The 21,476-nt window shown below is 38.1% G+C and carries 17 protein-coding genes and 1 pseudogene; 5 read left to right on the top strand and 13 right to left on the bottom strand.

Annotated elements, in window-relative coordinates; genetic code table 11:
• Nucleotides 1–31: 31 nt before the first annotated feature.
• The 13 genes from Aba26S_RS21185 to Aba26S_RS16460 form a co-directional block, all read right to left on the bottom strand.
• Nucleotides 32–205 (bottom strand): hypothetical protein, encoded by a 174-nt coding sequence (locus Aba26S_RS21185; protein ID WP_164468444.1) that lies wholly within the window; start codon nucleotides 203–205, stop codon nucleotides 32–34.
• 634 nt (nucleotides 206–839) lie between these two features.
• Nucleotides 840–3,632, bottom strand: coding sequence for a type IV secretion protein DotL (locus tag Aba26S_RS16515; RefSeq protein WP_043973559.1), 2,793 nt, complete (start codon nucleotides 3,630–3,632; stop codon nucleotides 840–842).
• Nucleotides 3,633–3,754: 122 nt separating this feature from the next.
• A complete protein-coding gene (locus Aba26S_RS16510; RefSeq protein WP_043973557.1) occupies nucleotides 3,755–6,937 on the bottom strand; it encodes a hypothetical protein in 3,183 nt (1,060 codons plus the stop codon).
• A gap of 57 nt (nucleotides 6,938–6,994) precedes the next feature.
• Complete coding sequence (locus Aba26S_RS16505; RefSeq protein WP_024160951.1) at nucleotides 6,995–8,197, bottom strand: hypothetical protein; 1,203 nt, start codon at nucleotides 8,195–8,197, stop codon at nucleotides 6,995–6,997.
• A 10-nt stretch (nucleotides 8,198–8,207) separates the two neighbouring features.
• A complete protein-coding gene (locus Aba26S_RS16500) occupies nucleotides 8,208–8,969 on the bottom strand; it encodes an HNH endonuclease (RefSeq protein ID WP_228141528.1) in 762 nt (253 codons plus the stop codon).
• Between the two features lie 236 nt (nucleotides 8,970–9,205).
• Nucleotides 9,206–9,619 carry a hypothetical protein gene (locus tag Aba26S_RS16495; protein ID WP_024160796.1) on the bottom strand — a complete coding sequence of 138 codons (414 nt, stop codon included), beginning with the start codon at nucleotides 9,617–9,619 and terminating at the stop codon, nucleotides 9,206–9,208.
• A gap of 167 nt (nucleotides 9,620–9,786) precedes the next feature.
• Complete coding sequence (locus tag Aba26S_RS16490) at nucleotides 9,787–10,362, bottom strand: hypothetical protein (protein ID WP_024160795.1); 576 nt, start codon at nucleotides 10,360–10,362, stop codon at nucleotides 9,787–9,789.
• A 10-nt stretch (nucleotides 10,363–10,372) separates the two neighbouring features.
• Nucleotides 10,373–11,254, bottom strand: coding sequence for a hypothetical protein (locus tag Aba26S_RS16485; RefSeq protein WP_024160794.1), 882 nt, complete (start codon nucleotides 11,252–11,254; stop codon nucleotides 10,373–10,375).
• Between the two features lie 5 nt (nucleotides 11,255–11,259).
• The gene (locus Aba26S_RS16480; protein WP_024160793.1) at nucleotides 11,260–12,771 is read right to left on the bottom strand and encodes a DotG/IcmE/VirB10 family protein; all 1,512 of its coding nucleotides are present in this window, start codon (nucleotides 12,769–12,771) and stop codon (nucleotides 11,260–11,262) included.
• Between the two features lie 21 nt (nucleotides 12,772–12,792).
• Nucleotides 12,793–13,668: a DotH/IcmK family type IV secretion protein gene (locus Aba26S_RS16475; RefSeq protein ID WP_227518657.1), complete on the bottom strand. Its 876-nt coding sequence runs from the start codon at nucleotides 13,666–13,668 to the stop codon at nucleotides 12,793–12,795.
• An 85-nt stretch (nucleotides 13,669–13,753) separates the two neighbouring features.
• Complete coding sequence (locus Aba26S_RS16470; protein WP_043973556.1) at nucleotides 13,754–14,437, bottom strand: DotI/IcmL family type IV secretion protein; 684 nt, start codon at nucleotides 14,435–14,437, stop codon at nucleotides 13,754–13,756.
• A 10-nt stretch (nucleotides 14,438–14,447) separates the two neighbouring features.
• Nucleotides 14,448–14,735: a hypothetical protein gene (locus tag Aba26S_RS16465; protein ID WP_024160792.1), complete on the bottom strand. Its 288-nt coding sequence runs from the start codon at nucleotides 14,733–14,735 to the stop codon at nucleotides 14,448–14,450.
• Complete coding sequence (locus Aba26S_RS16460) at nucleotides 14,736–15,956, bottom strand: hypothetical protein (RefSeq protein WP_227518656.1); 1,221 nt, start codon at nucleotides 15,954–15,956, stop codon at nucleotides 14,736–14,738.
• A 1,087-nt stretch (nucleotides 15,957–17,043) separates the two neighbouring features.
• Here Aba26S_RS16460 and Aba26S_RS16455 point away from each other — a divergent pair.
• The 5 genes and pseudogenes from Aba26S_RS16455 to Aba26S_RS16430 all read left to right on the top strand — a co-directional run.
• Complete coding sequence (locus Aba26S_RS16455; RefSeq protein WP_024160790.1) at nucleotides 17,044–17,490, top strand: DotD/TraH family lipoprotein; 447 nt, start codon at nucleotides 17,044–17,046, stop codon at nucleotides 17,488–17,490.
• Nucleotides 17,491–17,527: 37 nt separating this feature from the next.
• A complete protein-coding gene (locus tag Aba26S_RS16450; protein WP_024160789.1) occupies nucleotides 17,528–18,337 on the top strand; it encodes a type IV secretory system conjugative DNA transfer family protein in 810 nt (269 codons plus the stop codon).
• Nucleotides 18,338–18,364: 27 nt separating this feature from the next.
• Nucleotides 18,365–19,660, top strand: a complete 1,296-nt coding sequence (locus Aba26S_RS16445; RefSeq protein WP_024160788.1) for an ATPase, T2SS/T4P/T4SS family — start codon at nucleotides 18,365–18,367, stop codon at nucleotides 19,658–19,660.
• Between the two features lie 305 nt (nucleotides 19,661–19,965).
• Nucleotides 19,966–21,072: a ParM/StbA family protein gene (locus Aba26S_RS16435; protein ID WP_024160787.1), complete on the top strand. Its 1,107-nt coding sequence runs from the start codon at nucleotides 19,966–19,968 to the stop codon at nucleotides 21,070–21,072.
• Nucleotides 21,069–21,476, top strand: a pseudogene (locus Aba26S_RS16430) (hypothetical protein); the annotation flags it as partial. The gene Aba26S_RS16435 and the pseudogene Aba26S_RS16430, both read left to right, overlap by 4 nt.

Raw genomic sequence — 21,476 nt, 5'->3', positions numbered from 1 at the left:
AGAAAGTGCTTATAAGTATTTTTTTGGAAAATTAATTTAAGAATTGCGGTTGAGGGGTATTAGTGGCAAGTGGTTGTACGGCGTTGTTATCGACAGACTTTGAGTACTGTTGCACTTCAACAATTCGCACACCTTTAACGTGTAAACGTGTTTTATAGTCAGTCATTCCAAGTGTTTGTAAGTCGTTTAGCTGTTCTTTAGTCATTGCCTATATCCTGTATATTGGATGTAATTAAAGGGCAATTTAATTGATGTATTAAGGATTGTAAAGGGTAAAACACAGTTTATTAAACTTTTTATGAAATGGTATATACCGACTAAGCCTAAAACAAAACAAGGTTTTAAGAAGTGGTTTAGTTATGTTTAAGAATACGCACGTTAAAGCCAAGTTATTATATTAAAATACATCTAAACTAGGGTTAAAACCAAACTGGATGCCAATATGTATTCAAACATTGAAACTTACGCCGTGGACCTATCCAATGTACCTAAAGCTATCTCTTGCTTGAATATGTATGACTTTCAAACGTTAGCACTAGGACCAACCTTTTACCCCGATTTACACTTGCAGATCGCCACATTCCATATACGGCGTTATTGGTTGCATTTGATGTGAATGCGTCTGAAAAGTTTCGCTTACTCGAAATGATAGTGCCTGAAGCCATTCCGCTGTCGCAGTTGTTGTTATTGGCCATATTCAATGAAACGCCGTATAAGAGCGAATATTAAATAGCCCAATACATGCCGAGTGATGAATTAAGGCGTATTAAGTACAAACAGCTCACCCAAAAAAAACTAAAGGCTGGATAACCAGCCTTATGTCTTCTACATGGATGCGTTTAGTCATCCTTTTTTTTGATTGTAATGCCTGATCGTAATGAAGCTGAAGAACCTTTTGAACCAAGTATCACCAACAATTTTTCAAAAGTAACGCATTCGTGCGAGAACGGGTTTTTCATCAAAGCTTTTTCAAACTTAGCTGCATACTGTTGTTCTACGAATTCCATTTCATTTTGAGTGCTATGTGAGATGGCTTGATCAAGACTGGCTTTGTTTTCCGCAATGTATTGTGTCTGATCTTCAGGTTTTACATGGCGTGGCATCTGAACAAGCTGATATTCAGTAATTGGCGCAACGGTTAAGTCATATCCTGTTAGGATCTCTTTCAATTCATCATAGTAGCTGTCTAGGTTCATTGGTGTGATAACGGCGCGAGTCACAGTTTCAACATCACTTTCCTGTTGAGCCTGTTCAGGTTCGCTTATACGTTCACCATAGATATTAAATTCAGCATCAAGATCCGCATTGTTGTAAGCACCAGCTTGTACTTGAGGTGAAATGTCAGAATCTTTACCGAAGTACTGGAACTGTTTTCGCTTCTCAATAATCTGGTCTTTAATGTTTGCTTCTTTTTGTGCTGAAACAATACTTTCACGGTGTTTTTGTTCTTTGGAGATTTCACCTTTCGCCGTGGACGAAGACATTACTGTTCTTTGACCAGGTGCCATCCCTTCAGGTGTGATGGATTCAAGACGTCTTGCTTCAAGAATCTGATGTACAAAATCTTGAGTAAAGTCTTTTACCGTGTTGTTGTTTTCGTACAAGGTGTTATTGAGCTTTCTGCAGATCTCAAAATCACCAAGCGCCGTGACATTGGCAGATGAATTGTTGTCTGTCAGTAGCGTGTGTTTTTCCTCAATCTCATGAATGAAGTCTTCAATTTTTAAAGTAGGATCGTAGATTTCAGATTTTTGGATATTGAAGATTGGGCAAAGGTCATTTAAGCGTAAGTACTTGGGTTGATCACCAGCCACATAGAACGCCAACATTGATACGATTTTAACGTCTGAAGTTTTACCACCTTCCCCTTTAGTTGATATGAGCAAGGTAAATTCGCCGTTGTGCTGTCCGGCAATTTGTTCAATTGTCACACGTTTTTCTTTGGCGAACTGGACTTCTGTTTGTGGTACCGAACGGTTGAATACTAGACCTTGATACATATTGATTGAGTTAACTTTACCTTGCCACTCTTCACCAGCAAAACCATCAACCAATTTGTATGTTGTACTTTCAGCACCCGAAGTAGTACGTCCAATGGCTTTAACGGTCGTGTTACCCCATGTAGCAGCTGCTTCCTCTTTAGATCCACGTTCAATATCTTCAAATGTTTGAGCACCGAACGTAATAGAGAAGTTAAGCGAACGTGCCTGAGCTGGTAAAACCGAAGCACCGACAATAACGATGTAGCCCCATTCGTCCAAAAATAGCTTAAATGAAGTAGTGGCGTTGGTTGGTCGTGCGTCAATAATGGCACGGCGTAAACCTTCCATTTTGTTACCAAGGGAACCAGCCATCATTTGTTTAATTGAGCCAATGATTAATTTTCCGAGCATTTTGAGTGAGTCTGGTGAACGCTCAAGAGCTGGTAATGGCACAGTTAAGATACGGCGGTTAAGTACAACGTCAAAAATATCAATATCACCGCCATGCTCTACACCAAAGATGTGACCGTAGTTAAACGTCAAGTCGTTAATCGCTTTGGTTAACTGCATGGTGATATAACCGTGTTGCTCACGGGTTTTGGTTTCTTGTTTCTTTAACTTTTTAGGGTTGCTTGAATAACCAGGTAATGAAACGAGGTAGCCTTGAAGTTGTTCAGCCACACGTTCAAAGTCAATCCCGTATTTATCGTTATGACAAAATACCAATTCTTCAAGTGCTTCAAGTTCCATGTATTGCGTGAATACTTTTGGTGAAAGCTGAATGAAGCCATTGTCACGTAGATAGACCAAAACTCGTGTAAGTGCAGCGATAAAGGCCATCGCACGACCTTTCCACATGTCACCACCGCCACCGCCTGAGTCATCAAGCAAGTTGATCAAGAATTCAATCAACATCCCTGAGCTGGTGTTGCTCATTTGGTTCATTGAGTTTGTCATCTTGTCGGTTTGTGCACGTAGCATGTTACGACCTGAGGTAATGAAGTTGATCGTTAATAGATCCTCATTACGCCCAAAGCGGTTACATAAACGATAGTGGTCTTGTTGAGCTTTGGTATCACCTTTTGCGTCTACAAAGATATAACCTGAGTTTTGTACGTACTGGTTGGCACAGTTACCTAGCATGTATTCTGTTTTACCCGAACCCGTAGTACCTAACACAATTTGATGTGTACGGTCATCGGAGTTGGATGCATAAACAGGTAGACCAGTTTCACGGCAACGACCAAGGTAAGTCACACCCTCACCTTGTAGCTTATCGCGATTGGTACGTGCGTATTCCAAAAAGGCTTTTGGATTGTCCAGTACGTCATCTTTTACGCGTGATGTAATGTCAGTTGACGCATCCAGTGAGTTTGAATGCAACGGCGCACGGAATGGCCACTCAAAAAAGTAATCATTCGGATGTGTGTAGCGTTTTAATAGGTAATACGCGATCCCTATAAATATCTCACCGCCAAACGGAACAACAAACAAAATAACTGCAATAGCACCAAGAACGCCAACCAAATAATTAGCGCCGTCTGGCGCTGTAAGTTTTAAATGGATTTTCTCTAAGCCTGATCGTGTATCACGCTTAAGCGAACTAGGTCTGAACTTTGTTTGTGTGCCGTATTTTTGTGTAGAAGCCATACTTTGCGACCTACTCTTTTATCTTCAGGATAATAGGCAAAGTCGTTGTTTAACGACCTTACCCATATCCAAGCACTTCAATGTATATACCAATTAACGCAAATCTATATAGCTGATTGGAGTTAAGAAGAAACAGCTTCAGACTTACGTTGGTTCAGTAATTTTTTCTTCATGTTTTGCTCAAGTTCATAGCGTTGATATTCAACAACCATCTCTTGTGCCATGGTAGAAATCACTGAAGCAGTTGCTTTGTTTTCATCAAAGTCCGTGCCTTTATTTTTGGCATTTTTCTCAATCATGGTACGCCGTGTCTTAATCTGATTCTTCGCACCTTTTGGATAGAATTGTGCAAGGACCTTCAACGCCTTACCACGTTCACCGATAAGGTCATACGTGTAGTTACGGAGCGCACGTTCATCGGGATGTGTACTGAGTGACCATAAAAGGATTGGACCAAGTGAAACGGTATATAAGCCCGAACATTCCATTTTTTCGAGTTTAATTTTACTGAAGTACGTTAAGCCTTGATCTGAGAAACCTATGTTACCTGAACCAAGCGCATCCATTTCTAGTTGAGTTAGACCGATGCTGTCACGAATAGCTTCACGAGATTCGCGTGTACCAGGATCGACAATCACATACGCCGTAGCAAAGCCCACCAAGTCTTTAAAGTCTTCTACTTTGTGAGATGCCAAGTTAAGACGAGCACCCCATTTACGCAATGTACGTGCGTCTTCAGCCAATTCTTCTAATAGGATTGGATCGCCTTTCGCAACGTGCAATTCGTCATAAGACATAATTTTGCGGTCTTCAAGAAGCTCATTAATCAGTTGGGTTGCATATTCACGATAAGCTTGTGGGAATTTTGGAATATCGTCACGGCTCACGGCGAACTTACGTTTAATGAACATCCGTACAATCTGGAAGAATAGCGATGTAGTTTTAGGATCTGATGATGTCGCAACTTCGTTTAAGTCGATAGAAGCTACACGAGCGTTACCAATGTCAAAGTTGGTGTGATAGAAGAATGCTGGATAGGTATTTTGTGCAGCCATAATCTGATGCGCCAAAAAGTCCAGTGCTCGTTCATTATCAATATGAACATCACTCCAAACATCTAAAATTGATGAATCAGAAAGTGTTTCAATCATATCGCCAATAGTCGGCATTGCGTAACGGTGAGCCAACGTGCGTCCACGGATCTCATTCAATGAATGGAAAAGATCACGTAGAGCGTAATAAGAAATATCCTTACCTTGTTCAGAATGTGGCTCAATCAGTCCGTGTTTTTCCATGATGCGATCTAGTTCTGGATCTGCAAAGCGCATGTACTTACGTGCTTTATGATCAGCATTCGTATCATCAGCAAAATAGAATGTACGGCGTAGGACCGCACCAATAACGTCAGAAGTGTTTTTGGCTGGTTGCCCTTTCAATTCAGGCGGTGTTACCAATGAACTTAAAAACGCTGTCATTTGACGCATTTCGTAGTTCAACGGGTAGCGTAAGCCCATACTGAATTCAAGCGGATTAATCGCTTCTTCTTTTGAGTTTTTAATACGCTTATAGATGGCATAGTGACGTAGCTCTTCAGGCAATGAATCTTGCACTGTTTCTACTAACCCACGGCTTGACTCACCCACATCGACAATATAGGTCAACGGGATACGTTCGTTACCAGGCATCATGATGTCCTCAAGCATGCCTTTGTTCATTGTGACCGATTTACCCGTACCCGGTTTACCAATGTTAATAGTCGTCCATACAGTCACTTCATTTGAGAACGAATCAAGAATAATCAGTTTACCGTCCAAGGTTTTGTTGAGCTGATGCCCTTTATGGAATGGTGAGTTAATACGTGTCAGCGGTAACATGTAGAACACATCAAACAACGGCGCTGGTGAAATAGGTGCGTGATTACGTACCATCAAGCCCGGTATATGTGATGCCCAAGTCAAAATAGGATCGCCAGCCTGTTCCATGACTTTTGCACCGCCCCACGCTTCAAAACTCTTCCAAAGCTTTTGGCGCCGTCCTACAAGAATGTTTACACCATCTTCGGTATTCGGTGCCCATGTCATCATGGTCATTTGCAGACCAGCAACAGTGTCTACTTGATCTAGGTCATTTTTAGTGGCCATCAAAATGTTACCAGCATTACGAATGGCTTTGTTTTGTGCCGTCATAAAGTGAATAACGCTTGATAACGTGCGTTTCATCATGGTTCCAGCCATACCATCACCAGTAATACAGTAACTCACCGCATATGGGATAGAACGGATGTTACCGTTAGTGTCGTGCGTTTTGGCCTGGTGTAGTAAGCGGAATAGCGTTTCAAACGTATTCGTCTTCGCTGGATATATATCTACCATCAATGGCGCATATACAACGCCGTCAGTGATAACACTTCCCACTGGATAGAATGAACCTTGACTTGTACCAGGTAAGATCGCATTCGTCATGAGTTGTTCTGAGATCGGTTGATACAAAACGTGTGACGCATCATGTTCTGATGGTATTTCTTTCCAACGCATCGGTAAGCGTGTATTCAGCATCGGCACAGACAAGGTGAAGTCATCTGAAGTTGAATGTGAGGCAATTTGTTTTTTAATCGCTAGACCAGCTTCAACAACATTCAATACTTCATAGATTGCTGGAAATTCTTCAGTTGAGAGTGAGTTTAAGAATTGTGAGACAAAAGACTCATGGTGTACGTATAAGCTGTCCGATGATTTAAGCATGTCTTGAGCATTGACCGTACTTGGCATTGTAATTTGCGACAGTAGCTTTTTACGGTTTTTTGAGTCTTGAGCCTTATCGATTGGCGATAGTAAGGTTGGCTCAGAGATTAAAGCGATATAACAGCTTTCGTTAAATACACCGCCTGAAATGGTTTCTGTCATTTCATCAATGATGATGTCTAGATTCATCGCACAACGCGCCGTGGTCGCCTTTTGCATGGCATTCAAGTCATGAATCGCGTATGGCGTCTCATGGTCTACTTTGAACGCTAGATGAATCGTATGTCCACGGTCTTTGAAGTAGTTACGCATGTTGCTCGTCATCAAACCAATTTGACGGCTGAATGCATCACCACTAATTAAACTCTTAATCCCCTTGTATTCGATGATCGTAATCATTGCACCAGTTTTTGTGACAAACGTATGTTCGTCCGATACTGTTTCTAAATCGCAATAATCCTCTACGTCAGCTTTCATGCTTTGTAGGAATAACATCAATATAATTTCAATCTTGGAGTAACCAGTCTTTTTATAACCAGACTTCTCAGCTTTCTTCTTACTCATTTAAACACCTTTATTCACCTTTCTACGTCTATCTTTGATTAGACATGCCTTTAAGCATTAAGCACTAAAAAACGGTAATTCTCTTAAAACGTTAATCGCACTGTCGAAATCCTTATTTTGAATTGCGACCTCAAGACTTTTTACAGAGGGTTTTAAGCTTGTATCTAAAACCAACCTTAATAAAAGCTCATAGTAGGTACTGTTAAAAGGGATATTATCATTTTTTGAATTAGTAAATACATCAGTTTTAACGGTTTCGTCCTCTTTTAATTCGACATACTTCTTAAAACTATTTAGGTCAAACACTAAACCCTTATTAAGCAGTTGCCAAAACGCCGTTTCTAAAACCTCTTGGCTTTCACCTAAAGTACCCACCTTGAAGTTTAAGGAACCTGTATTTTTAAGTTGGAAGTGAACCTTATCAAGCTCTATGTAGATCTCTTTGTTCTGGTATAAGCCCTGTTCGTGGAAAACTTTAGACACCGATAGCTTTAAGTTTTGGTATATACAAAAAGATTGCAGCGAACTCATTTTTAAGTTGCCCGTATCTATCTGGTTTGTCGCATCTTCTACGGACGTTGGTAGATGTATCATCGGAAAGTAGCGTGTCAGTTCTTCAGACAGTTTCTTTTGTTCCAAAACGCTTATAATTGATAATGGATTGTCAAATCCAAAGTTGGTGCTTAGTAATTTCTTATGCTTCACACTCACACTTTGCTTAACCTGTATTTCAACGTCTAAGCCACTCAGCGCCGTTATTTTGTTTAGGTGTACCAAAGTGTCATCCAACAGCAAACAATCGCTGTTAACGGGGATATTCATCAACAGTAGCGCTTTAATCAGTGGATCTTGAAAATGCCCCGTTGAGTCTTCACCAGTTGTTGTCTGATTCCCTATCGCTATATGTACAACATGGAGTAGCATTAGCGTGTTAGATGTATGACCAGTGTCGCGTGTCGTTGGTATATACAAATCGTTCAGGAAGTTGAAAGCCTCAGTACCTATAACGCATAAGCGAAATATCGATAGCTGATCGTGCGTTTCCTTTGGTAGTGCATCTATCCCAAGTTCCCAATATTTGTAGATGTATGGACCAATAAATGAGTATTCATCATCATTCAATATGTCCGTCTCAAATACGCTATCCAATACCGCTATATCATTCACTATGTCAGGCTTAAATGGCTGTAACACTATGCCCGATATAACGTCTTCTAAGCTCATATCTATGTATTCGGTATCTGTTAAGCATTCTGTCATTTATGTGAACTCACTTATCACCCAAACCCTTAAATACATCTAGTGTTTGGTAGTACTCATACTGCTCGTCAGTAAAGATATTCGGGGAAAATACTATGTAGTGGTTTGGCAGATTAAAGCTCTCGTATGCTTCGTCTGATACCTTTTCCAAAGCTTTTGCGAGTTGATACAAAGAAAAGTTTTTGTTCTCTTTGATGGCATTCAAATACCACTCTTTGTACTTGCGGAGCTGGTCTACGTAATCAACGTTCGCTACCAACATATCTTCTTGCTTGGCTTCTTCATATTCAGCCATTGTGTTGAACTTAATGTCCGTGAAGTACAGTTGGGTATCAATTGTTTGGGTTCGTGTCTTAATCGCATTAAACGCCTGTATATCCTCAAACATATTACGTGCGTATTCTGCTTCAGACATCTTTGTAGGATTAGGGCGTTGATGGCGCTTTAACGGCTCTACAAGCAAGCTTTGGCGATGTCGCCGTGCGAACTTAGCAAGCTCAGGATCTTGGTTGTCAGACTTATGCGATAACACCAGTAATGCACGTTGATATTGATTAAAGATCTCTTGAGGTATGTTCGTACTCAATACGCATATTTCAGCTTTCTTTTCCAGTGATAGTGCAAAGATGTGGTTTTGTGCATGGCATAGCGTACAGACCGCTACAATGTTCTCAGCCGTATGGTTGCTATGATCGCCGTCTAAGTGATGTGGCTCTAAAAAGTATTCGTCATAGAAATCACAAAAATAGCATTTAGCTGGTTGTGAAGACATTATTTGCTTTATTGTCTCATTGGTTTTAAAACCATCATGGATAGTTTTATCTTGACGTATCTCTTGCTTGTCGTTTACGCCGTTAATAGGTCTTAAAATACCAAACTTACGGTTTATATGTTTCACTTAAACCCCTTAATACTATTAAGTAAGGTCTAATTAAAACATGTATATACTATTTTTAAAATAAAAAAAGCGCAGCCTAAGCCACGCTTTTAAACTTATTTATTATTGTATTACGCTTTACCAGTAATAGTGTTCGCAGCAGAGAACATGATGAAGCCTACGATTGATAACGCACCACCCACACCAATACAGATCCAAGCAGTTTTCTTTTTCTTTTGTTGATCTTCTTCTGATGTATACATCATATACAAACCAGTACCAACTAAGCCTAAACCAAGCACCATGAACACTACGATTAAGAATTTATAAACGTTTTGACCTAATGTTTCACCACGGCCTAAGATTTCATTCGCATCAGAACCAGCAGCGTGTTTTCCGTAAGCTGTACCACCTGGGTTCCATGTGCCAGTGTTTGCATATGCAACTTGACCCATTAATGCAGAAACAAAAGCTAAAAACATTACTTTTGCGCGGAATGCAGTCGCTTTTACAGTGCGAACTGAGTGTTTTACTAATGATACCATTGTCATTTTCCTTTTATTTAATATACGGGAGCTAATCTCCGCACTGTAATTAAACATTCTTAAAACCCTATTGCTTTAAGTTGCTTAATTTTAAACTTCTCGTTAAATATCTTCAATATCTTATACAAGGTTTTTAAGAAACTCTCACCCTATTTTAAGAAGATTGTTTAAAATATTGTAAAAAAGGTTCCTCCTATTTGTGTTCCAAAGGTATTAACAAAGACATCGTGTACGTCCTGAACGTATACGCATAATACACCTGTTATAATTAAAACCCATGCTTTGCGGTATGTCGCATTGCCTTGAGCATCAATTTTCTCTACAAAACCATATAAGCCACGAGCTACCGCTATAATCCCTACCAGTTGCGTAAAACCTACAACCGCCGTAACGATATATGCACCTAAATCATTAGCACCAGCATTAGGCAAGTAACTTTGTACCGTTACAAGTTCTATGCCATTACCACCAAACAATGAAGAACCTAGTGCACCAATGATATATCCGTCATATCCAAGTGATGCAAAAGCACCACCGATAAGAATCTTCAACAATGCCCCACCAGTGGTAGGCTCTTTCATTCCATGACCAAAGAACTTTTGTTGAGGTGATGATGCTTGCACTAAGTCAAAAAGCGCCGTGCCAGTAATCACCAACCCCGTTACAACAAAGCAAATGCGTATAAAGCTTAGTAGTGGACCGTATATGTTTAATATCGCTTTAACTATATCTAATGCATCCACGCTATTTTCCTTATTTCACCCAAATGGCTTGTTCGTTTTCGTCAACAGCATAGACCGTGCGATTGTCTGGCATCTTCTGACCTACATAGACTGTATATGTATGGTTTTGAGAATCTGTCATCCAAGCGCGATCGCCTACAACCGCAAAAGCATCCAAGCGTTTTGCACCTTTTGGAATTGATAAGGTTTTAGATCCCGATGTACTTAAAGCCTTTTGCTTAGTCTGGTCTTTAGCTATTTTGATTAAACTAGTCTTTAATTCCTTAATTGCCTGTTCTTGCAATTCAACAAGGTTTTTAAGATCGTCATTTTCAGCTTTCAGTTGTTCATTTTTGATTATGGTTTCTGATTGAGCAACTGCAGTTTGTTCGCCGTTTTGTACTTGCCCATGCGCTTGCTCTTTTTCTTTCAAACGTTGTAATAAAATAAGTGCATTCGTACCCTGACTTTGATAGAAGTTAACTGCCTCTATTCCTAGATCAGAATCAATCGGATACGACATGGATTTGTACATAATCATGTATTGACCAGTGGTAGGATCTTTAAACACAATATTTTCATCAACAATGAACGCCGTATCATCAGCAATACTATTGTCCTTTAAAGGTTGTTGATTTTGGTTGTATGTTGCTTGTGTTTGTTGAATGCCTTGACCAACAGTATCAATGGATTCTGGTGTTTGTTCTGGAGCAACTGCCGTGCTGACGTCTTTTGGTTTACTCATTTGTATCCAAAAGAAAGTACCAATCATAATTAAGGCAATAACACCAATAACAATAAGAAGTTTTGGAGGAATACCACCCTTCGCACTACCTTCGCCTTTTTGGGGTTTGCCTTCAGCATCTTTTAGATTTTTCTTTGCCTGTTCAGCAGTCATTTGATTATCAGACATTTCGCTTACCCCTTATTTTTCGGTGTTGTTACGTCAGCATCAAAAAAGACTTCAAATACTTTTCCGCTGTTAACGATATACGTAGTTGGTCGAACTGTTGATGTACGTGCCATGTTCGCCATTTCCGTACCAACGTTACCAATGATGTTCCCGGCAATTTCTTTATCGTTTGGCTCTTCCTTCGTGCTTACAACATTGCCAGTATTTGTGATTTGGGTTGTACCAATGTTTTGATAGGCTTGTCCGTAACCCTCAAAGATTCCAGCAGTAACCATACCGCCAAGCTTTTGCAAAGTGTGTTTTTGGACTTTATCAGCCATGCCCGATTGTTTTGTTCCAAGAGTTAAAGCTCGTACTTGGATTGCATACTCTTCGCCCTTAAACAACATACGGGTAAAGTTAAATTCAATATCCGCAGTATTCAGACCAACAGTACCAATAAGTTTTGCGCCGTTAAATTTACCGCCAATAACAGTAGCAAATAGGTTTTTACCTTTATCAGTATTCACACCTGTATCTAAACGCGCTTTCATTGTTGTACCAGCTTTAATGATTGCTAGTCCTTTAGTAGATTCGCTAGTCGTATTCGCAACGTTCAAGCTTCCAAGGTTTTGTTGCCCTTCCGATGCTTTAGTGTTGTGTGAATATTTATATGTTGAATATCCGTTGACCTTGTTCTTTGTATTAGAAAACGCAGCAAGTTGATCAACAAAAGCAGTTTGACTTAATTCACGCGTTGCAGCATTACGTTCTGCATAAGCAGCTGCTTGTTGGCTATATACACTAGCAACATCATTAGCAGCAGATGAAGCATGTTCATATTGTTGCGCGTAGTTAGTTTGATAAATCGGTGCGTTTTGATTAGCACCGTTTTGTGTTTGTGGTTGTTGTGGTAGACCACCGCTAGTTGGTTGAGGTAATGCACCACCTTGATTTGCCATATTAGCTCTGGCCATCTGGTCAAGTTCAAGCGTAATATTTGGTGTACCACCTGTTGCAGAACCGTTTACAGGTTGCCCATTTGGACCTGTAATAAAATTCTGATCGTTCAGATCGCCGTTTGGATCTTGTGTTGCAACTGTTTTAAATTCGGGCAAATAGCTTTCACCATTTTTGCCAGCTCGAGCAGCTTCTTCAGCTTGTTTTTGACGTTCATATTCTACATATTCAGGAGGGATAACATTTGTACCCTGTCCTTGGATTTCTGGTGTAGCAATAGCAACCTGATTATCTAAAGCTAGTTGGTCACTTTTCCCCATTGGGTTAAACATAAAAAAGCCTAATCCACCAACTACTACCAAACCAATAATTGCAACAACGCGAAAGCGCGTATCTGCAAAAACACGTTTTTTGTTAGCAGTTTTAATACTTGTATTTTTCAGTTTTTTAGGTTGGTCTTCTTCTGAATGAACTTGGTTTGCAGAAATAATAGTTTCATCGGTAGTACCTACTTCAGTGCTACGACTAGAATTCTCTTCAATGTCATTCGGGTTATTTTGTTGGTTCGTTGAATCCATTTTTAATTCTCACTTAATGACTTAAAATGCGTCTTCGAGGTAAACAGTTTTAGGTGTACCGCCAGTCGTTGAAAATGTGATGTACTTCAGATCTTCAGAATCTTCATAACGGAAGATCTTCATACCGTTGTTAGCGCGGAAAGAACTCAAAAAGGCTGGTTGAATAACACCAAAGTTACTACGCACATATATATAGCCACCAAACTTCCAAGCACGGACATTAGGACTATCGGTTCGCATTTCAACAGCACCCTCAGGCGCTAAGCCATCCATAAATTGCAAACTCACACCATCTGGAATAATCGATGTTTGATTGCCTGTTGAATACATAGCTTTGGCTGTTGGGCTTCGACCAGGTATACGTGCGTCTACACGAACATCTAAATCACGTTGGCCAGTAGCTAACATCAAAATTACTGGAGCACCCAATCCCTTTAATGTGACCGTTACGTTTCCGAAAGCAGCTGGATCTAATGGTTCGATTGAAAGGATGTTAGTTTCAGGGATTTCGTCTGGCTCTTTTTCGTTTTGCTCACCTAAGCCATCTGAGAAACGTCCACGGTCCAAAGAAATCTTTTCAATGTTCCATGGATTTCCTGAAGAATCGGTAAAGACAATAGTAGATAGCATGCCAGCGCTTAAACGAATTACTGGCGGTTCCTCACCAGGGTTTAATGAAATACCCAAACTACGGGTTTTCGCTTGTGGCGTATTTACATAAGGACTAGAAAGGCTTCGTTTTTGTTGCAACAAAAGTCCTTTAACTATTTTTGTTTGCTCAGGTGTGAACTGCAAACCAACAAGATTGTGAACCTGTCTGTCAATTTCCGATGCTGTATCAACTACCTCAGGTGCAACCAAAGGAGATTGAGCATCCGCAAAAGTATTCGGAGGCATATCAGCAGCATTAACTATTGTAGTTAATGCAGTAGAAGCAAAAAGAGCCAAAGATAATTTTTTCAATTTCATAAGTATCATCCAATTAACGCGCTGGAGTTAACGTAATTGTCTTAACAGCAATACCGTTGTAGTTCAGATAAGAACGTGGATGCTCAACAATAGTAACTGTCGCAATGAAGCGGTGAGTCTCTTTAGGTTGTTTGTCACCTAAGAAGAATTGAGTAGTGATAGGAACACGAACAGTCCAACTAGGTTCTGCAGCATGTAAATCACGGTTTTCGATTTGTGGAACATCAGTAGCAGTAGTTCGCATCGTTAGGTTGTTTTGTACGATTGTGCCAACTGTTTGTGATTGAGCGATTTGCTTCATCAATGAATCTTTACCGCCCTCAGTGAAATACATTGAACCAGCATTGTTAATAACGTCACGCCAGTTCAAGAAATCAAAGTTGTAGACAGAAAGAATTGCACTCTTACCGAATTCAGAAATAACAACGTCAGTAACGCGAGGGTTTTTTGATGCTTCGATTGGACAGATAACCGAGTTATCTACTGTTTGAACAGCTTTGACTTTTGGGTATGCATTAAAGGCAGCAAAAATAATCATCGCAAGAACAGCACTCACGATAAAAGCGAAAAACACGAAAACAAGCCATCGTCTTAACTTTGCAATCTCCTTATCTTTTTCATCCACCTGTTTTCTGAGCCAAAGACTAGGATCACAAGAACCTATTCCAGCGTTTTCATTAGATTTGTCTTTAGACACAACAGCACTCCTATTTCGCTGGCTGATATATAACAGATGGAATTGGACGATCTGATTTAGAGCTAAGCACACACTTAACTGGTGTGCCGTCATCAAAAACCAAAGATTCAAAATCTGTTGTGGTGAGTTTAAAAGCTACAAAACTAAGCGTTGTTAAAACGGTTAAAATGCACAATGAGGCAAACGTACTAACCAACACTCTTAAAAGCCTTGCGTATTTTCTTTTACCTATTATTGATACTTCAGCGTAAGGAGAACCCCATGTTGAAGTAGTCAAATTAGTTTTAGAGTTATCCATTTAGTCAATCACTAAACCCGACTTTAATTCGTCCTTATAATAGTCGGTATTAAACTCATTTGCTATATTAAGATCAAAATAATAAAAGGTATCTAGGTTATTAGCTAAAAGTGTTTTAACAAATTCATGGCTACCATTAACGTTTTCAATAGAATCTAAAGTAGGCTTTATACTAAAACCACTATGGCCTCTCCACTTTCGCCCATAAAAGTTAGAAGCAGTATCTTTACCAGCATGTCCAAAAGCACCAGCTATCACAAACTTATCAATACCCTTTACCTTAGCATTTGCAATACATTGATGCCTTGTACTGTATAAAGTAGGTCGTTGATCTTCATTAGTTAAAACCTTGCCTCTAAGCTTAAAGTAATTGATATAACTTAAACGTAAACGCTCTTGCAGTATTTTAATAAAAGTCTGTTTTTCATCCCATCCAAAGGTATAGCCACTACTTTTATTTAAACTAGATACCTTTCTCACATACCTATTTAGCAAGTTCCAATAAAGGTATATCTTTTCTTGATCTTCATGTTTAAGGTCATCAAGTATTAAATACCTTTTAAGTCCATTAGCCCGACCATGTGTAGCCTTGCCATTTTCCACAATCATGATCAGTTTTGGTCCTTTTACTGCACAACAGAATGAAACGGAAAACCACTCAACAGGACGCAATCCAACAACAAGATTGGCATCAACAAAAGCAACCATCATCCGATCAAACTCACTAACCCTGGTGTTACTCTCGTTCTTATGCTCGAATTCTCTTACCAAGTAGTTGTAAAACGTGCGTTCAAAGTACTTTGTTTTCAGCTCAGAAGTACGCTTAGGTTTGTCCTTATTAGCTGTATATTTTGTGTTAATGATTCTTAAATATAATTCTTCTAAAAAATATTCATCAAAACCAGCATCTATATCTTCATCATTAATAGAGCCATTATTTAGCTCATTAAGCTTTAGACCGATTCCATACACTAAATATGCACGATATGTTCTAAATGTAGATTCCGCGTAATAACCATTTTCAGATTTAGTTTTAAATTCAGAATATATGTTTTCATATAACATTTTTAAATCTAGCTCTGAACTATCTAAATGTTTATCAATTTTTTGCTTAAGCTCAATATCATATTTGGTCTTAGTAGAATACGGAAAATCTTCTATACGACTTGTGTATTCTTTTAATGTCTTTGGATAGCTATTAGGATTCTCAAAACTGCTCACCACTACCACCCTTTATCCACATGCAAAACATGAGCACATACTACAACGTTAAACACCTTTCTAAAAGTACTCGTTAAAACGTTTTTCACTTTAAGCAAAATGTTTTTCACTTTTAAGCCCAATAAATGCGAATGTCTTTTTTGACTCCTCTCTTGTTAGTACAGTGGAAAAATCAAAAAAATGAAGTTGAGAAATCATAAAAACACAGTGGACCTTTTTTACAGTGAAGTGCTTGATATGCATAGTTTCAATAGTCTTTTGCCAGTTGCGATGCCTTAAATTTTTAGGGAAAAATACGACTCTAAGCCTATCATTATTGCAGTTTAATTGGTGTTTAAGGTGTCAAATCTTTATATTTAAGATGCACAGCACTAAACCATAAGATAGGTTTTTATAAGTAGCAGCTTTAATGTCTTTAAACTTTTAAATTAGGAATGGTATATACCAAGATGCATTTTTTCTTCAAACAGTTTTTATCAATTTATTTAATATTAAAGAAGCTGGCTTATAAATAAATTGCATTATCACCAATAATATTTTTAATATTAATTAAAAAAAGCATATTAACATCTTTATTAATATACTTCTATACTGTAAAATATAAATTACAGCATTAACAATATTTTAATTAAAAAAAGAATAAATGTACTTTGTTATTTTCTGTATAAATTATATTCTAAAAAAAGAACAAAAAAGAATAGAAAAGATAATAAAAAGAAAGAATAAGACTATAAAGGAATATAAAAGACGTCTAGCAAACTATAAGAGCTCATTTACTCTCTATAATTGATTGAAAAAAGTACGTTGTATTTCCATTTCAGATAGGTACTACTAAAAAAAAGCATTGTTTTGGACAGACAATGCACTTAAAAAGAGTATTTTTTACAGATTTGTCTTGTTTAGGCCAGGTACGACTGCCTGAAGAACGCCCTTAGATATACGTTAAAGCTTATAAATTAGGTTTAAGCGAGTGCCTAAAAGTCGGCTTTATACCTTTTAAGGGATTTTTTATAATTAATAAAGTGCATTTTAATAGTTTTTAGACTAAAATCATTTTGTCTTTATACCCACTTAATCCGGAGTAAAAATGAAGCACAATAAAAAGCTTTTAAGCGTTCTTGTAATTGGTTTAATGATGTCTGGGTGTGCTAGTCGTGATGTAACGCAATTAAACGTAGCAAGCCCTTTATCTATTATATCTGAAGCATCTCAAGAGGCTTTAATTGCACAACAGAACTTAAAGAACTCTTCTGCAATTCAAATGCAAACTGTTCAGAAGAAACAAGGTAGCATCAACCATGACCTTTTAAATATCGACTACATAGGCGATCCAATACCTTTAATTAAAAGTATTTCTAGCCAATACGGATACCGTTTTGTAGAAGCTGGTCCTACTCATGAGCTTCCAATTGTTAATTTTAATAAAAAGCGTCTTACTGGTGTAGAAGCTTTACGCGATGTTTCTGCATATTTAAATACTGCTTCGATAACTCTAGATCATCAAAATAAAAGTATTTTATTGACTTATAACTAATACCCTTTAAATCCTTTTATACATATCTGGAGTTTTTATGGACTACTCTAATAATGCTTCATTACAAGAGCTACTAAACCCATCTAACCAGTCTTCTTTAGAAGTTCATGTTAGTAATGTTGAACAGCAAGCTCGTTATGAAGCCATGCTTGAATTAGTTAAGCAAAAAGGTATTAAGTTAGGGATCAATACTTATTTAAGCAACGCTCGTGAGGTCATCAAAAGCCAAGAGCGTAACCTTGATACAATCTTTAACTTTAAACCTTACATGATCAAAGATGTTGTTGTTCCCCCGGTTATTATTGAATCAAAAGATGTAACTGAGACACCTAATGCCATGTCGTACAAGACGACTAAGCAGACTTATAAAATCTTGAAACAAGCTCGTTTCAGTACTCGTGCACCTGATTGGCGTCAGTACCTTGTTTTCCCTACACTTGATAGCAATGTTGATTACGTGACTTTCATTCCGAAAGAAATGTTACCAGCTAACGAACAAGAACGAAAAATATGGAAAGAGACTGCTGCTAAGTCTTATGAAATGGGTTTAGTTGAGGGCCGAAATATTGTTGAAGATGCAGTAGATCGTCTTAAACGAGATTATTTGGGGATGGTTACTTTCCATAAGTTTGTTTTAGAGGGCAAGTTATCAATGCCAGCAATTAGCAGTCAATCACTGGCTGTTTCTTCTACACAAGACACTATTGCTCTTGATATGAAATTGCTTCAAATCCAACAATTACCGCAGTTCAATTCAAATATTGAAACTTGGAAACCAATTCTCCAACCTGAACAAATTGCACCTAGCTATCAAATTCCAAAAATTAACCTTGTTAGCGAACCTTAAGTTCGCTAACTCAATTGGAAGTTTTAAATGCAAATGAAGGTTTCGACATTAAAAGCAAAATCTGCATTATTTGATGTTAACAAGATTAAAGGATCTGAAAATAAGATTCTGACAGCTACCAAAGACATTCGCAAAGACTACGATTCTAGCCGTGGTTTTGGTTTGGCTACATTAACAGCCATAACGACATACAAAGATCCGAAACAAGGGTTTAAAAGTCGCGATGAATTTGAAAGTCTTCTATATGAAGCATTAGCTCATGGTGCTTCAGATATTTTCATTAGTCCAGATCGCCCCATCACAATGATGAAAGACTTGGAGTTATATTCGTTAACACACCGTATTATCAATCGTGATGAAGCTCTACACATCCTAAGAACGATTGCTGATGAAAATGCCTACTTAGTCCTTATTAATAATAAGTTTATTAATAAGGCATATCGTATTCTGCAGAAAGACGCTTCAGGTAAGGAAACTCGTTATAACTTTCGTGTGAACGTATCTCGAACTTCGTATCGTGGATCTGGAGATTCTTTTCAGATAACGTTACGTACAATTTCTGGCATTCCCCCTCACTTTTCAAAAGTGGGTTTAGATGAAGATTTCATTAAAAGATCGCTACCTCACAATGGTTGCTACATCATTGGCGGAATCACTGGTTCTGGTAAAAGTACAACACTAGCTTCAAATATTCGCTATGTGTTGGAAAATAATACTCATATTCGTGGAAATATTTTGACTCACAACGAGCCTATCGAATACGAGTATGACGCAATTGAAAGCACACACAGTATTGTTAGTCAAAGCGAAATCCCCAATAACTTCGAGACTTTTGCGGATGCAAATAGAGAGGCGATGCGTAGACGTCCTGCTGCAGTTGAAATCGGTGAATTGCGAGATAAAGAAACAATTTCTGCAGCTCTAGAACTTTCTTTAACTGGCCACCCTGTTTTTGCAACGGTTCACGCAACCACCGTAGACAAAATTATTCCACGTATGTTGAAGCGCTTTAAGCATGAAGAACATCTTCAGGCTGCAGCTGACATTATTGGTTCAGTTTATACATTGATTGCTCAACGTCTTGTTAAAGATGTGAACGGCAAGGTATTTGCTGTAAGGGAACACTTAATTTTATCACCTCAACTGAAAGAAGAATTGCTTTTAATTGATGATATTCATGCTCAACAGAAGTTTATTCGAGAGTTAATGATTAATTCTGATGGTTCAGATCCAAACATCAGTAAGAGTTTCAGGAAACAAGCTGACGATCTACTCAAAGCTGGTCGTTTGCATGAAGACTACTATTACAAACTGATTTATTAAGAGGCGAATATGGATGATCAATATGCACACTGGTCGCAATTTAGATTAAATCTAATCCTATGGGGCGGTTTAAACGGATATTTGTTTATACCTTTTCTAGCTGTTGTTATTAAGTTTTCCTTGTTCAAACTTATGCTTTTCATCGGCTTGATAGTAGCAACATTGGTTATTGAAAAAGTATTTAAATACAAATACAGCTATATCCCCTCTGCTCTTAGACGCTTAGTTTTTGGGGGCAATAAATACACTAGACGCGGTAGAAGACGTTACTCGTTGTAAATCTTGAAAAATTGAAAGGTAAACTTATGAAAAATACTCAAAATGAAAAACCAGCGATTGAAGAACGTTATATTGTTCTAGGTATTGATGATGGACATGGCGGTACAAAGCTTTATGCTGGTCTAGATCAAGATGGAAATGAAATCAAACTGACTATTCCTAGTATTGCTTATTCAGGAAAAGTCCTCACTGGCGAAGAGGATTCTACTGACTATTATGTGGTTAAAGTTAATGAAAACTTTTATACAGTTGGTAAGAAGATCAATAGTAGTGTTCCTCTGGATACCAGAACAGACGAATACCCGACATCTGAATATAACAAGGCACTAATACACCAGGCAATTAAGGCCTATATTGACCATATCGGAACATATGATGGTAGAGCGTTTGCAATCGCTACTTCACTTCCTGTTAGTCGCTATTACACACCTGAAAAAACCAAAAACATGCCACTTATTGATATGAAAACTAATTTTCTACTCAATGGTGATGTTTGCTTCAACTTAAAAGATCATAAAGCTGGTAAACCGCTTAATATCATTAAAAGACATATTGTTAAATGTGAAGCTCAAACAGCTTATTTTAATGAGATTATTGATGTACACGGAAACGGTTCAGAAGATAGTGATCTTTTAATAAGTTCTGAATGTGCTGTAATCGATATTGGCGGTAAAACCACTGATATTGTAGTCACATTAGATGGAGGAAACATGCTTGATGGCCATCGTTCTACATCACGTAACCTTGGTATTCTTACCATCTATGAACGAATCACTAGCTTAATTCTTGAATCTGGCTATAAAACAGTTAACGCTAACTGGCTAGATTTCGCACTAAAATCTGGAACTTATGGTATAGGATCTCAAGCCAAAGATATTACAGGTTTAATTCAGCAAGCTAAAAACGAATTCATGATCGAATTAAATAACTTTATCTCTAAACAGATCGGTGGAGGCGATGATTTAGCATTAGTATTATTTTGTGGAGGCGGTGCAGCTTTTCTTGAAAAAGAGATTAAAGAAAAGTACGACTTACCGAACGTAAGAATCGCTGAATCACCAGAGTACGCCAATGCTAAAGGTTTATATAAGTTAGCTAAATACATGTATAAAATGTACGCAGAAATCAAATGACAGATTCAAACTACATACAACTATCCTATCAATTAATTCACTTAACAAGAGAAGATCTTGATGTGATTAGTAGTGTTAATAGAAATCTACCAGGTCTAGACTTAAACGCTTTTAGTTTAAGTCTGCTGTATTTAGGATTTATCTTTTGTACTGACAAGCAGAAGATTTTTCTAAATGCGCCAGTGCAAAATGAAATAGACGAGACGTTTGCACAGCCTGTACGAATGAAAATAGATAAAAATGCAAATCAAAAACTATTTAATTCAATTAAAAAACATCCTCAAGGAAAGCTTCGTAGAAATTACATAACTGCTGTTTTACATGCTGGTATAGCGGTTCTAATTGAGCTTTCATACCTTTATAAGTTGTATGAAGTTAATGAGGATATGGCAAGCCTATTGATG

It is taken from the genome of Acinetobacter sp. NBRC 110496 (assembly GCF_000876115.1).
Classification (GTDB): domain Bacteria; phylum Pseudomonadota; class Gammaproteobacteria; order Pseudomonadales; family Moraxellaceae; genus Acinetobacter.
Note: the sequence above shows the minus strand (reverse complement) of the source record. Positions and strands in the feature narration are given on the sequence as shown.